Origin of the sequence: Staphylococcus canis (assembly GCF_016238445.1) — a bacterium.
GTDB lineage: Bacteria > Bacillota > Bacilli > Staphylococcales > Staphylococcaceae > Staphylococcus > Staphylococcus canis.
The window spans coordinates 102,169-116,711 of sequence record NZ_JABANU010000004.1; the positions used below are offsets into that span (position 1 = coordinate 102,169).

Genomic DNA, 14,543 nt, shown 5'->3' on the forward strand with positions numbered 1-14,543 from the left:
TTTTTTGTTGGCTCTATACTTTTAATAGTTGGTGAAATATTCACTGACCGTTAAAAGTATAGAGCCAAAATCAGCTAAAATATGTCTAGCTTTACCTTCTGATACATTTACTTTTTCACGAATTGTGTTCAACAAAGTATTATTGTTATTACTTTCAAATTCATGTTGTGAAAGATAGCCAATTTTTAAATTGTTTGCAGTTTTAATCGAACCTGCATCTATTACAATGAAAAATGTTTGATCCGTATTTTGATATCTTTATAGAGAAAGAACATAACGCATGTTAAGATAACACAGAGAAACACAATGAGGTGAACCTATGGATATTAAACAAATGACATACTTTGTTGAGATTGTGAAACAAGGGGGCATGACACGTGCAGCAGAGTCGCTTTACATTGCACAACCTACGATCAGTAAAGCCATTAAAGAATTAGAACAAGAGCTCGGCAATACATTATTTGATCGCTCTAAAAGACAGCTTGCGCTAACAGATGTTGGTAAAGTTTTTTATGATAAATCTCTTGAAATCTTAAAGTTATACGACAATTTACCGAATGAAATTAGCAGTGTGTTAGGTGTAGAACAAGGTCATATTACGATTGGTTTATCTGCAATTATGGATATGGAACGATTTAGTCATGTACTTGGTCAATTTCATCAAAAGTATCCCAATGTGACATTTAATTTACTAGAAAACGGTGGAAAAACGATTGAAACGCAAATTCGTAAAGGTGACATAAACATCGGTGTCACGTCACTCCCAGTAGATGATCTCCAATTTGACTCTTTTCCTCTTTACTCGGAAAAGTTCCAAGTTGTTGCCCATCAATCGCATCCTCTAGCGAAGCGGTCATCAGTTAAAATATCAGATTTAAAAGATGAAGATTTCATCCTATTTAATGAAGATTTTTATTTGAATGACAGGATCATTGCGGCAGCCCGTCAAGTAGGATTTGTACCCAATATTGTTTCGAAAATTTCGCAATGGCATTTTATTGAATATCTACTGAGCGCAAAAATGGGCATTAGTATTTTACCGGAAAATATTGTACGAATTATAAGTCAGAATCCTAATATTAGTGTCATCCCATTGAGTGATCAAGAGTTGCAGTGGGAAATGGGCGTCATTTGGAAAAAAGAAGCATATCTTAATCATGCGACTTATACCTTTTTAGATTACCTTAATATTCATCATTAACTTTGAATCATAGATAAAAGTAATGGGTTATATGAAAAACCTATATTTTTATTATGTGTAATAAGCCGTTATAATAAAGTTATTCGAATGAAGAAAGGGTGTTGAAAATGACTGTAAGTAAAATTGCAAGGACCTTCATACAAATTGTTTTAATTTATATGATTACATTCGCAAGCAATTGGATTCAGCAGTATTTTCATCTCCCGATTGCAGGTAGTATTATTGGTTTATTTATATTTTTCTTACTGCTGCAATTTAAAATCATTAAAGTAGAATGGATCAAAGAAGGTGCGAACTTTCTACTAACAATGATGGTGTTTTTCTTCGTTCCATCAGTGGTAGGCGTGATGGATGTTGTCACTGAAATGGATTTAAACTTTATACTCTTTTTCCTATTACTTGTAATAGGTACGATCCTTGTAGCATTATGTTCAGGTTTAGTGGCTGAAAAAATGACTATGGGACGCCTATTTCACCAACCCCGAGGTGATCAGTAATGTGGATGCAAGCTATGATAATGATTGCCCTAACAATTTTATTATTCTTGCTTGCACGCCGAGTATATCTTAAGTTTAAGTCGCCATTTCTAAACCCCGCATTGATAACAGCGCTAGGAGTAATTTTAGTATTGCTCTTATTCCGTCAGGACTATCATGCATACATGGTTGGCGGTCAGTGGATTAATCAGTTACTGAGTTGTACAGTGGTGTGTCTCGCGTACCCATTGTATATTAATCGCCATAAAATCCTTAGACATTTTCGAACAATATTCACGAGTGTCATCACAGCAGTAATTTTAAACTTTTCCCTAATTTTCTTCTCTCTCAAATTACTCGGATACAGTCGTGAAGATATTGTCACATTATTACCTCGTTCCATCACAGCAGCTGTTGGGATTCAAGTTTCTCATCAGTTAGGCGGCGAGGATACAGTAACGTCGATGTTTATCATCGCAACCGGTATATTAGGAAGTATTTTAGGTGCCATACTCATTAAATTAACCAATTTCCAATCCTCCATAGCGCGTGGGATGACTTTTGGCAATGCTTCTCACGCATTCGGGACTGCCCGAGCCCTTGAAATAGATATTGAGTCTGGCGCTTTTAGTTCAATTGGCATGATACTTACCGCTGTGATAAGTTCAATTATGCTCCCTTTATTGTTGATGTTATTTTATTAATTCTTAAAGTTGTCCTTGGTATTCCCCCTAATACCAAGGCTTTTTTGTGCTTAATAATGTCCGATATTTAGTAAAGTTACGATAATGTTCATAGGCTAAGTGATTTTAGATATGATAAAATAACAATGATATCATCACTTGGTGGAGGTGTTTTAACCTGATGTATACGTTCATTATTATACTTGGCATACTTACATTTGTGATGTGGACGATTACAATTTTAGCATTCAAAAAATCATCAAATCATAAAAGTCAAAAGCCTGCAAACTTGGCTATTATTTCAGCCGTGATTACTACACTTTGGGTGATGTTGATGATTATTCGAAGTTTAAATTAGTCTAAAAAGCGCATATTTATAAACAAAGCACCTTTGAAAAAGATAGTGTTACGGAGTTTTTGCCATCTCACGTAATCGTATTTTCTTTTTCGAAAGGGCTTTTTATTTTGGATATTGATACAACGCAATAATATTATAAATGAATTCAATACATATAACTTGCATGCTTAGGTAATATAAAATATAATCTAACCACGCTTTAAGAGTAATAGAGTAATGAAATTTAGAGATATCAGAAAGGTGATATGACAATGGCTTTAAATAATAACTTTGACGAGATTTTAACAGGTCGACGTTCAGTAAAAGTATTTGATGAGAATGTTAAAATACCACGTTCAGAAATGGATGAAATTCTGACTAAAGCAACATTAGCGCCATCATCTATTAATATGCAACCTTGGCGTTTAGTTGTTGTAGAGTCTGAAGAAGGTAAAGCGAAATTACGTCCGCTTGTTCAATTTAATACACGTCAAAATGATTCATCTGCAGCGATGATTGTGATTTTTGGAGATATGCGTAACTATGAATACGCAGAAGAGATTTATGGTTCAGCTGTAGAAAAAGGTTATATGCCACAAGAAGTAAAAGAGCAACTTGTTGAGCGTTTTGTAACAGGATATAAAGCATTAGAACGTCCAGCAATGAATGACATTGTAAAGGTAGATAGTAGTCTAATGGCAATGCAATTAATGCTTGTAGCACGCCAATATGGATACGATACGAATCCAATTGGTGGTTTTGATCGTGAAAATATCGCACAAGCTTTCGGACTCGATCCTGAACGCTATGTACCTGTGTTAATCGTAGCAATTGGAAAAGAGAAAGAACCTGGACGTCCATCATATCGTTTACCAGTAGATAAAACAGTTCAATACTTTTAATCATAAAACACCCCTCTTTTAACATGAGTTGAAAGGAGGGGTGTTATTTATTTAAGTTGATATAGACTCCGTTGACCATTAGGGAGTGATTCTACAAAAGGTTTAGGATCTTCTGCATAACGGTTTCCAATACCACCGTTCATACGTTGGAAATGTAAGTGTGGCCCTGTAGTTTGCTTACCCGTATTACCAGAAGTTGCGATAACGTCTCCAACTTGAACAGCATCGCCAACTTTCACGTTATAACTGTCTAAATGCATAAACCATTCGTAATATTGGCCGTTCGATTCTTGAATTTCAAGCACGTTTCCTCCAAGTTCATCTTTGAATAGACGTGTCACAATCCCATCAGTTGGAGCGAGTACTTTTGAACCGACTGGCAGACGGTAATCAATCCCATAGTGACGATTGTTGCCATTAAACGATAATTGATGGTTATATTTGCCAAACCCATGTGTTTCTCGATCTTGTTCAAAAAATGTATCCAATTGTTTTGTATATTTATCGTAGTGCTCTTGCACGTGCTCCTTATAATAGAAAAGCGCAAATATGACACTACCAAGCACGAGCAATAAAATCAGAGGCGAGAGCCATTTTCTCATTTCTATAAATCACCTACATTATAGAGTAGTTTCTCTATTTTAAATAATACGCGAGTTGAATGGCAACTCAAAATAGCTAAGGTACTCAAAAATCAGTCTCTAGAAGGAAAAGGTGTTAACCATATAAAAAAACCAATCGCTAGAAATACTAACGATTGGTTCGTAATTTATTTAAATATCGATTATGCTGTTACCCATTGACCTGGACCAGCAGTGTTGTATAAGTGTTGAGCGAAACGGTCTTGAACTGAAGCTGGTGCACTTGCTGGGTTTACACCAACATATGATGGATCAATACTTTGAGCTACAGCGTTCCATGTTGATGGTAAGAATTGGTATGCACCTGCTGCACCTGATGTTGGGTTGATTGCACCATAGTCGCCACCTGATTCACGGCTCTTGATTAATTCTAAGTGGCTGTTTACACCTGAACCAGCTGTTGAAGTTTGAGTAGTTGCTGGTGCTGGCGCTTGAGTTGCGTATGGTACGTGTGGTTCAGCTTGTTGTACATCTGAAGCAGTGTTATCACCAGTTGATTGTGAAGCTTCTGCATTTACATCTTGTACTTCAGTTTGAGCTGGTTGAGCAACTGAAGTAGATTCAGCTGATGCAGGAGCGTTACCGAAGCCATCGTATGACCAACCAAAGTGAACACCATCTGACCAGAAGTGGTAGCTTACGCCGTCAACTGTGAATGTATAGTCATATGCACCTTCTTGAACAGGTTGTTCGTTTAATGATGCATCGTTATTTAATGCTAATTGAGCTAATTCAGCTTTATCAATGTTCATTTCTGAAGCGTCTGCGTCAGTAGCGTGAGTCGCAACGCCTGTAAGTCCTAAAGTTAATGCTAATGATGAAGCAAATAATGTTTTCTTCATAATAATAAGTCCTCCAGTTATTAATTAATTATTTTCATTTTCAATTTGACTTGCCAAAAATTTCAACAACCACACTTTAACAAGGTTTAGTTATTTTGTAAATTACGTGTAAATAACAAAGTATTACAGAACTTTTTCATATCATCAATTTGTAATCTTTTTGTAATCAAAATAAACTTGAATTAACAATATAAAATGTGCTTCAGAACTATCATGACAGTTCTTTAGAAATTTACATGGTTTTAATTTGCAAATGTATGGTATTACAAATATTACATTCGAACTTGAAAATGTAATACAGATGACAGTCCAATAATGTAAAAATCAAAGAAAATGCACTGAAAATCATTTGTTTTTCATCTGAAATGATAAGATATAATACAATAACTCTTCATAGCCGATTCTATAAAACTTACGTATAATAGAAGTAATTGAGGTGAAAGTATGAATCAAAAAATTGAACAATTACGATTGAAAGCAGCTGAACTCACACGACACACGCATGAATTAGGTATACCGGTAATGATTGTATTTGAAGGAGTGCCAGCATCTGGTAAAACGCGATTAACGAATGAGTTGTTGTTAACGCTAGATGCCAAGTACTCACATTTTATCGCAACGAAGCCGCCTTCAGACTTTGATTTAAGATATCAATTCTTACAAAACTTCTGGAATACATTACCATCAAAAGGACATATTAATATCTATTTTAGAAGTTGGTATTCACACTTTATTGATTATCGTGTGCATGAATTAAAAAAATCTATTTTTCAAAATAGTACAGTGATGACAGAGGCCATCCAGAATTTTGAAGATATGTTAATGGCTGATCAACATGAAATTATAAAATTTTATATAGAAATAAATGAAGAAAAACGTCAAGAACATATTGAACAAATGAAAGCCAATCCGCTGACAAATTGGAAAGCGCAAGAATATGAACAATTCATTCCAAAGGCACAGTATGAAGCGATGATGTCAGAACTTATGGATGATAGTTTTAAAGTTATTGACTATACGCATCGTGCTGCAGCAATTGAGCAAATGTATCGTTATCTCATTAAACGTCTTGAAAAGGCAATTGACAATTATGAAAAACGCGAACGTGTGATAGATGGACAGTTTACGCCAGGATTTACTACAACACGTTTCCAAAAACCTGAAACAAAAATTAAGAAGTCAGAGTATGATGCATTAGTTGAGGAACTGCAATTACGTTTACGAGAACTACAATTCGCATTATATGAACGTAAAATTCCACTCGTTTTAGTCTATGAGGGAATGGACGCTGCTGGTAAAGGCGGTAATATTAAACGCGTACGTGAATTGTTAGACCCGACAGGTTATGCGGTCACAGCGATTAGTGCGCCGACAGATGTTGAGCTTAATCACCATTACTTATGGCGTTTTGCCACAGTAATGCCTAAAAGTGGACATATTAGCATTTTCGACCGAAGTTGGTATGGCCGTGTACTTGTTGAACGCGTAGAAGGCTTTGCGTCTCAAGATGAATGGTCACGTGCTTATGATGAGATCAATGCTTTTGAAAAAATGTGGACGGATGAAGGTGCGATAGTATTAAAATTCTTCTTAAGTCTAGATAAAGAAGAACAATTGAAACGATTTAAAGCACGAGAAGAAGATAAGAACAAACAATGGAAAATTACTGATGAAGACTGGCGAAATCGTGAAAAATGGGACTTGTATGTAGAAGCAAGTGATGACATGATTGAAAAAACAAATACATCGTATGCACCATGGTTGGTTGTGCCTGCCGATCACAAAAAAACAGCACGTATTCAAGTTTTAAAATACATTATTAAAAAATGTGAAGCAAAACTATGGGGCGTTAAAGATTATTAAAATAAGCCTTTAGCACGATTTACTGTGACGCTTTTCTACTATATTATTGTTATAATATAATGAAAAGTAAAATCGGATATCATTGGTGCTCGTCACACTTAGGTTATAAGTCTAAGAAATTTGACAGGCCAGTTTTGAGAAGTTTAGAAATAGAGGTTAGTACGATGTCACGCACAAATTATCAAAGACAAATTATGACGTTAACCCAACATGATAACGACCAATTAGAAATATTTTCAACAGGATCTGCACACCCGCGTCGTGCAATTGTATTGTTACATGGCGCTGTGATGAATTATAAAATTATGACCGTTTTTGAAAAATATTTACACGATGAACAGTTGATTTTTATTAATTGTCCAGGACGAGGGGAAAGTACAGCGTTAAATCGTAAGACACATGATTTATCGGACTATGCGACACGCATTAACGAAGCGCTTGTAAATATTGTACAAAGTCGTCAAATTGAACAATTGGCAATTATCGGTTACTCAATGGGTGGTCTGATTGCTACAAAACTTGCAGGCTATAATACATTACCGATTACGCATCTTGTATATTTAAATAGTGCAGCGAAAATCGATTACAAAGAAATTCGTGTTACAAAATTGCTTGCAGAAGCGATTAAAGAGATGACACCCAACACAAAAGATGGAATGATTAAAAGTATTCCTGAGTATGTTTTAGAAAAAGGCATTTCTAAAAAGTACAAAAATGAAAAAGATATTAATTTCATGAATTATTTCGCACCGATTGATGCCATGGTGACAGACTTGCAATATACGTTAAATACGAATTATTTAGAAGATATTAATCATATTGAACATATGCCAGATATTTTATTTTTATTGGGTCAAGAAGATGTCATTTTCCCAAACAAAGATTCAGAGGAAAGCATTGAACGTTTTAAAGCTCATGGTGCACGTGTAAAGTCTATTGTTTATCCAGATGTCGGTCATCTCGACTTTTTACGTGTTTTAGATCGTGAAGAAAATGGACATTTAGGAAGCATTGAATACCATATTAATCACTGGTTATTATCGGAATAAGATATCAAACTTATAAAGACAAATTTATTCTCAATGTACCATCCTTTATGGAATCGTGTTAAAATCAACACTAATTGATATAATGATAAGTTGATGGAGTTTAATAAACTTTTAACATCATAAAAATTTACGATTTTAAATAGGATTGAGGAAGAATATTATGCAAAATGCACAAACGCCGTCACGTTTTACGAGTTTATTATTTATTATTATTTTAGGGACAATGACTGCTTTTGGTCCTTTATTATCTGATATGTATAGTCCAGCACTTCCTTTAGTGCAAGAGGATTTTGGAATTACCACATCGAAAGCTCAAATTACATTATCTATCGCAATGATTGGTATTGCGATTGGGCAATTTGTGTTTGGAGTGATTGCCGACCGTATTTCACGCCAAAAGCTAGGACTATTTATTTTAATGATAGTCATTATTGCGTCTATCATTAGCGCGCTTGCGACCAACGTTGAATTGTTTATTTTGATTCGATTCATACAAGGGATTGCAGGTGGTGGTGCTATTGTTTTAGCGCGTGCTACTATAGGTGAGTTGTATGAAGGGGAAAAACTCAGTCACTTTTTTACAGCGCTAATGGTAGTCAATGGAATTGTGTCTGTGATTGCACCATTACTCAGTGGCTTGATTCTTGGAGTGTCTGTATGGCGTACTATTTTTTGGGTACTGTCATTCATCGGTGTCGTGCTTTTCATTGCACTGTTAATACATCCACAGATGAGAACACTAACAACGACACATGAACAACGTAAAAGCTTCAAAGCAATCTTTAAAGATTTTGGTCACTTATTAAAAACACCAAGATTTGTTGTACCGATGTTACTTCAAGGTGTTACGTATATTATGATATTTAGTTATGGTGCAGGTGCGCCATTTATCGTACAAAATATTTATGGTTTAAATCCACAAAGCTTTAGTTTGCTTATGGTTGTGACAAGTATTGGTTTGATTGTGACAAGTCAATTATCAAATCTATTATTACGTATTTGGAATCAAATTCGCGTATTAAGTCTTTTTGTATGTATTCAAGCATTTGGCGCTTTATTCGTCATTATTGTTTTAACGTTGCATTTACCATTAGCCGTTTTAATTTTTGGTTTTATCTTATGTGTTACACCAGTTACAGCGGTAGGTCCCCTTGCATTCTCTTTAGCGATGCAATCTAGAACAGGTGGGAGTGGCAGTGCATCAAGTTTACTTGGATTATTCCAGTTTGCGCTTGGGAGTTCAATTGCACCTTTAATTGGTATTCAAGGTGCTGAAAGCGTCGTGCCTTACACTGTTATTTTAGGACTGACTTTAATATTATTACTATTATTATTAATGAGTGTGAAACGTTTGCGCATTCATTCATAAAGTAAAAGACTAAAGCCTTAGAGCGTTCTCATACGTTCTAGGGTTTTAGTCTTTTTTTATGTAATGATTAAAAGAATTCAGACGGCATAATGTCACTAGGATTAAATTGTTTAAATTGTTCGATTGGCGCACTATTAAGCATAGATTGTACCGAATCACTATAGACAATTTGATTCTTAAAATCTTCAATTTTTGATAAGTTTGCAGGATCTTCTAAGTAATTGGATAAGAATATTATCGTCACTACTGCAATAGCAGCTCTTATCATTGTTCGCATCGTATCTTCCTCCTTAATGAGTTGTTCATAGTTACAATATTACACGATTTTATTGTAAAACGCATGGGTCTTAAGTAAGAGTAAATGACAGGACTTTAGATTTACGCAGTCTAACAAAATAAATACATAAAAATGAACGGCTCAGATTAAAATATTCTTTGGTATTCTGTTGTGCTCTGGTAATATAGAGTAAAGACATATCAAATAGGAGGACAGGGATTTTAATGAATACGCGTAGTCATCATAATATTGGGGAACATAAACGAAATAAATACGCCATTCGCAAATTTAATGTAGGGATTGCGTCAGTTTTATTTGGAGCGACTGTATTATTAACAATGGCGCATGATACTAAAGCAGCAGAAATACCTACATTATCCGAACAACAATCATCACAAGAAAGTACCGAATCTATATCAAATGAAAATATAGATACGACAACGACTGAAACGACAACAAGTACTGAGACTACTGAAAACACAACATCAGACGTTGTGTCAGAATCAGCATCAGTATCATCAAATGAAGTACACACAACAGAAACACCTTCAGAAGAAAGTGTTAACGTAACACAAGCGGATACAACGACTGATACTGAAACCGATGCGATTGTACCAGAATCAGGAGCGGTAAATGAAGAAGCAGGACCAGAAGCCGTACAATCTATTATTAATGAGAAAAAAGAAGTAGCGTCTGAAGAAAGTCAAACGGTAGAAAGTACGGAATCGTCACAAAAAGAGACGAAAGACCTTCAAAATCAAACGGAGCCAACACCACCAAAAAGTGATGAAAGTCAACCTGTAAATGAACGTACACAACACACACAACCACAAACAAATAGTGGATTTCGTGCAGCGACAGATGCAGTAGCAGATCCAAACATGCCTGCACCTGAAGCGCAAACAAAGCCGATTACTGTAGATGGTATCAATGAACAAGTGTATCAAAAAGAAATTCCTGTATTAGCAGGATCACGTGAAGCACAAACACTTGGTATGCAACGTGGATTACGTCAAGGTAGAGAAAGTTTAGGAATCATTTTACCTGAAAATACTAATCTCTATATTCGTCAATCCAGACCACAAAATGAAGCGGACCTTCGTGTAAGCTTAATGACTAATGATGGTGATTATAATAAGAGTGCAACCATCCCTAAAAGTGGGGAATGGGTAAGCGTCTCAACAGGTATTGAAAGTGCCGCATTCGTTTACTTACCACGTGGACTTAATCAAATTCCACTAGTAGATTTCTATGTAGAAAATAATCAAATGAAAGCTCTACCAACATATCGTCGAGGTCAAAATCAAGAAGCTTTTGAAACGCAGTGGGTGGACCAAGATTCAAGTTATGCTTTTGTAGATGGCACATATAATGCATTTTTAATTCCACGCGTCGATCGTGATCGTGTATTAAATATGAAAAATCAACAAGACCCTCAAGCTTTGCATAATTTGGATGAAATGATTGATTATTACGATAACGTCATCAAACAATATAATCAGTGGATTGGTCTTAACGATGATCCAACGTCAGTGAATTTTAATTTGGGTCAAAAGTATTTTACAACAGCCAATAAAAATGGATATGGTCTAGCATATTGGTCTTGGGATCATATGGGGTCTAATGATGAATCAATGTATGGTTATCTGACAAAAGGATGGATTGCTTTACACGAGATTGGTCATGGTTATGATGGTCACTTAATTAGTGATCCTAAAATGCCACTTGCTGAAGTATGGAATAATATTTTCGCAAACGAATATCAAATGAACGTAGAAAATAAAGACCGTGGATGGTTATACAAAGGTGATCAGACTGGGTTCCAGAAAAATATGCAAGATAATGTACTAGATCCTCAAATACACGACAAATTCGGTCAATATACTGTAGAAGAACGCTTGGATTTCATGACACGCATGGTACGTCTCACATCTATTAACGGTGTCACTGAAATGTTACAAAAAGTGCGTGAAAAAGCGTCAGAAGGATTGCTAATGACTGATGTACCAGCATGGATTGGTAAGTATTGGTTAGCGGATCGTGGTTATAATGGCCTTGCGTATTTCGATTTATTTAACTTAGATACACCACAATATCTAGAAGACCGTCTGAATACGTACAATAACTCGTATATTTATCCATTGGCAATGTTAATCGAAAATGAAGCAGAGCGTCAAAAGTATGTCGAAAAATTAGGTCTAGCCACAGCATATGAACTTGTAAAATCTACGGACCTAGCAGATACGACAGTAACAGCACCGGCAACAGTGAATTTAAATTTAAACGGTCAACAACTAGCGAATGGTGCGGTTGTCGAATTGGTTGATGGTACTACAAAAGTAGCGCAAGCAGTCGTAGAAAATGGTGTTGCAGTATTTGATAATGTGAGAGCAGGTGTATATAAAGTCGTAGCACCGTTATCAACAACACTGGCATTACCTGAATACGCATATCTTATAGTGCGTGAAAATCGTAAAAACGAAGTTACATTGGATTATCCGAAAATAGACGCACCTCACACTGCATTGTCACAACGTATTTCATTAATCGGACTATCAGATAGAGAATTTGCATCTGTGACGTATGATCCGAGCACGAAAGCAGTGACGTACCTTCAACGTAAAGGTCAACCCCATTACTTCTTTAATGATGAGTATGTTCATGTGACGATTGAAAAACAAGATGGTACAGTCGTCTATGATAAATCATTTGTAGGTAATGCAGAACAAGCAGATTTAACGCAAACATTCCAAATGGACTATGGCGATAAAATCACTGTTATGCATCGTGAACCAGGACGTCGTTTTATTCGACGTGCAGAAACAGAAGCACTGATGACGTTACCTAAAGCAAGCGATAAAACGGTAACGTATGTATTAACAGAACAAGGTCTAATGGTAGAAGGTGAAACACCAACAGATGTTGCAGCGCGTTATACTGAAACGATGCAAAACGATGTGAATGCTTTAATTCAAAATATGGAAACATCACCAGAAAAAGATTACCGTACACAACTGTACCGATTAGTGCAAGGCGTAAATGAAGTTGCTTCGCCAGATAAAGAAGCGTTGTTAGCTCAATTAGAACCTTATTTGGATCAACAAACAACAACACCATTAACAGTTAACCCGATTGAGTATGATAATCAAACGATTTCAGGACAAACAAGTAATGATGCACGTGTTGAAGTTACATTACCATCAGGTCAAGTGCTAACAACAACAGCTGATTCCTCTGGTGCATGGTCGATGACAGTACCTGAAAACAACCGATTAGCTTGGCAAGATACTGTTCAAGTCACAGCTTACAAAAATGGTGAAATCACTTCACAAACTGTTTCAGCTGAAGTGGTGGATACGATACGACCAGAAACACCAACGATTACACCAACACAAGCGGGAAGTCGTATTGTTAAAGGGACAGCAGTGCCTAATCATCAAGTTGAAGTAAGTTTTGAAGATGGTACAAAAGTGACAACAGTATCACAAAGTGATGGCACATGGTCTGTGAACGTACCAGATCATATTAATTTATTCTATCAATATCAATTAGTTGCGAAAACATTTGATGAAGCGGGCAATGATTCTTACATTACGATTTCTAATGTTATTGATACAATTCGACCAACGCAACCAACTGTGACAGATACAGAAGCTGGCAGTCACATTGTATGGGGATATGGTGAAACGTATAAAGATCGTATTTTAGTGCGCTTACCGGGAAATCAAGTGGTAACAACAAAAGTAGGACGTAATGGTACATGGATGATTGGAGTGCCGTGGGATATTAATTTAAAACCAGGAGATCAAATATATGCTTATGAAGTGGATGCTGCAGGCAATTATTCTGTAGCAGGCATTGGTAATGTGGTAGATACAAAAGCACCGGTCAAACCATTCGTAGAACCGATAACATCAGACTCATCAGTTGTTACAGGTCAAGCAGAACCAGGTAGTACGGTTAAAGTGATTTTCCCAGGAAATACAATACGAGAGGTACAAGCAGATACAACTGGAAAATATACTGTCAATGTACCATTGGATTTAACAGGTGGCGAAACGATTACTGTACAAGCAATTGATGCATCAAATAATGCGTCGGAAATCACTACCGTAACTGTGACTGATGTCACAGCACCAGAGGCACCAACGGTGAATGAAGTAACGTCAGATGCGACATCAGTTACAGGAACAGGCGAGCCAGGAAGCACAGTGACGATTACGTTCCCAGACGGCACAACAGCAACAGGCACAGTCGGAGCCAACGGCAGTTATGAAGTGGCGATTCCAAGTGGTGTAGATCTTAACGGTGGCGAAGGACTACAAGTGACAACAACAGACGTGGCAGGAAACGCGTCACCAAGCACATCAACAACAGTAGTAGATACAACAGCACCAGAAGCACCAACAGTGAATGAAGTAACGTCAGACGCGACATCAGTTACAGGAACAGGCGAACCAGGAAGTACAGTGACGATTACGTTCCCAGACGGCACAACAGCAACAGGCACAGTCGGAGCCAACGGCAGTTATGAAGTGGCGATTCCAAGTGGTGTAGATCTTAACGGTGGCGAAGGACTACAAGTGACAACAACAGACGTGGCAGGAAACGCGTCACCAAGCACATCAACAACAGTAGTAGATACAACAGCACCAGAAGCACCAACAGTGAATGAAGTAACGTCAGACGCGACATCAGTTACAGGAACAGGCGAACCAGGAAGTACAGTGACGATTACGTTCCCAGACGGCACAACAGCAACAGGCACAGTAGGAACCAACGGCAGTTATGAAGTGGCGATTCCAAGTGGTGTAGATCTTAACGGTGGCGAAGGACTACAAGTGACAACAACAGACGTGGCAGGAAACGCGTCACCAAGCACATCAACAACAGTAGTAGATAC

Annotated in this window: 12 protein-coding genes; 9 read left to right on the forward strand and 3 right to left on the reverse strand. The window is 36.8% G+C overall.

The features are described from left to right. Nucleotides 1–319 precede the first annotated feature (319 nt). The 5 genes from cidR (at nucleotide 320) to HHH54_RS02555 (ending at nucleotide 3,599) form a co-directional block, all read left to right on the forward strand. A complete protein-coding gene (gene cidR / locus HHH54_RS02535; protein ID WP_198617263.1) occupies nucleotides 320–1,201 on the forward strand; it encodes a cidABC operon transcriptional activator CidR in 882 nt (293 codons plus the stop codon). A 107-nt stretch (nucleotides 1,202–1,308) separates the two neighbouring features. Continuing rightward, a complete protein-coding gene (locus HHH54_RS02540) occupies nucleotides 1,309–1,698 on the forward strand; it encodes a CidA/LrgA family protein (RefSeq protein WP_198617264.1) in 390 nt (129 codons plus the stop codon). Then, on the forward strand, nucleotides 1,698–2,381 hold the full coding sequence (locus HHH54_RS02545) for an LrgB family protein (RefSeq protein ID WP_198617265.1): 684 nt from the start codon (nucleotides 1,698–1,700) through the stop codon (nucleotides 2,379–2,381). The genes HHH54_RS02540 and HHH54_RS02545 overlap by 1 nt, the downstream gene beginning before the upstream one ends. A gap of 160 nt (nucleotides 2,382–2,541) precedes the next feature. After that, nucleotides 2,542–2,718, forward strand: a complete 177-nt coding sequence (locus HHH54_RS02550) for a hypothetical protein (RefSeq protein ID WP_198617266.1) — start codon at nucleotides 2,542–2,544, stop codon at nucleotides 2,716–2,718. A 251-nt stretch (nucleotides 2,719–2,969) separates the two neighbouring features. Further along, complete coding sequence (locus HHH54_RS02555) at nucleotides 2,970–3,599, forward strand: nitroreductase family protein (RefSeq protein ID WP_198617267.1); 630 nt, start codon at nucleotides 2,970–2,972, stop codon at nucleotides 3,597–3,599. A 47-nt stretch (nucleotides 3,600–3,646) separates the two neighbouring features. Here the strand turns inward: HHH54_RS02555 and HHH54_RS02560 are convergent, their stop codons facing one another. Continuing rightward, the gene (locus HHH54_RS02560) at nucleotides 3,647–4,201 is read right to left on the reverse strand and encodes a M23 family metallopeptidase (protein ID WP_198617268.1); all 555 of its coding nucleotides are present in this window, start codon (nucleotides 4,199–4,201) and stop codon (nucleotides 3,647–3,649) included. A 182-nt stretch (nucleotides 4,202–4,383) separates the two neighbouring features. Further along, on the reverse strand, nucleotides 4,384–5,082 hold the full coding sequence (locus HHH54_RS02565; protein WP_198617269.1) for a transglycosylase family protein: 699 nt from the start codon (nucleotides 5,080–5,082) through the stop codon (nucleotides 4,384–4,386). A 444-nt stretch (nucleotides 5,083–5,526) separates the two neighbouring features. On the opposite strand from HHH54_RS02565, the gene HHH54_RS02570 reads away from it, so the two are divergent. The 3 genes from HHH54_RS02570 (at nucleotide 5,527) to HHH54_RS02580 (ending at nucleotide 9,363) form a co-directional block, all read left to right on the forward strand. Further along, nucleotides 5,527–6,945 carry a phosphate--AMP phosphotransferase gene (locus tag HHH54_RS02570; RefSeq protein ID WP_198617270.1) on the forward strand — a complete coding sequence of 473 codons (1,419 nt, stop codon included), beginning with the start codon at nucleotides 5,527–5,529 and terminating at the stop codon, nucleotides 6,943–6,945. A 164-nt stretch (nucleotides 6,946–7,109) separates the two neighbouring features. Next, on the forward strand, nucleotides 7,110–7,994 hold the full coding sequence (locus HHH54_RS02575; RefSeq protein ID WP_198617271.1) for an alpha/beta hydrolase: 885 nt from the start codon (nucleotides 7,110–7,112) through the stop codon (nucleotides 7,992–7,994). Nucleotides 7,995–8,154: 160 nt separating this feature from the next. Beyond that, nucleotides 8,155–9,363, forward strand: coding sequence for a Bcr/CflA family efflux MFS transporter (locus tag HHH54_RS02580; RefSeq protein WP_198617272.1), 1,209 nt, complete (start codon nucleotides 8,155–8,157; stop codon nucleotides 9,361–9,363). Nucleotides 9,364–9,430: 67 nt separating this feature from the next. On the opposite strand, the gene HHH54_RS02585 is transcribed toward HHH54_RS02580, so the two are convergent. Further along, nucleotides 9,431–9,640, reverse strand: a complete 210-nt coding sequence (locus HHH54_RS02585; RefSeq protein ID WP_198617273.1) for a hypothetical protein — start codon at nucleotides 9,638–9,640, stop codon at nucleotides 9,431–9,433. A 224-nt stretch (nucleotides 9,641–9,864) separates the two neighbouring features. Between HHH54_RS02585 and HHH54_RS02590 the strand changes: the two genes are divergently transcribed. Continuing rightward, nucleotides 9,865–14,543: Ig-like domain-containing protein (locus HHH54_RS02590; RefSeq protein ID WP_198617274.1), on the forward strand; the 4,679-nt coding region annotated here is incomplete at its 3' end.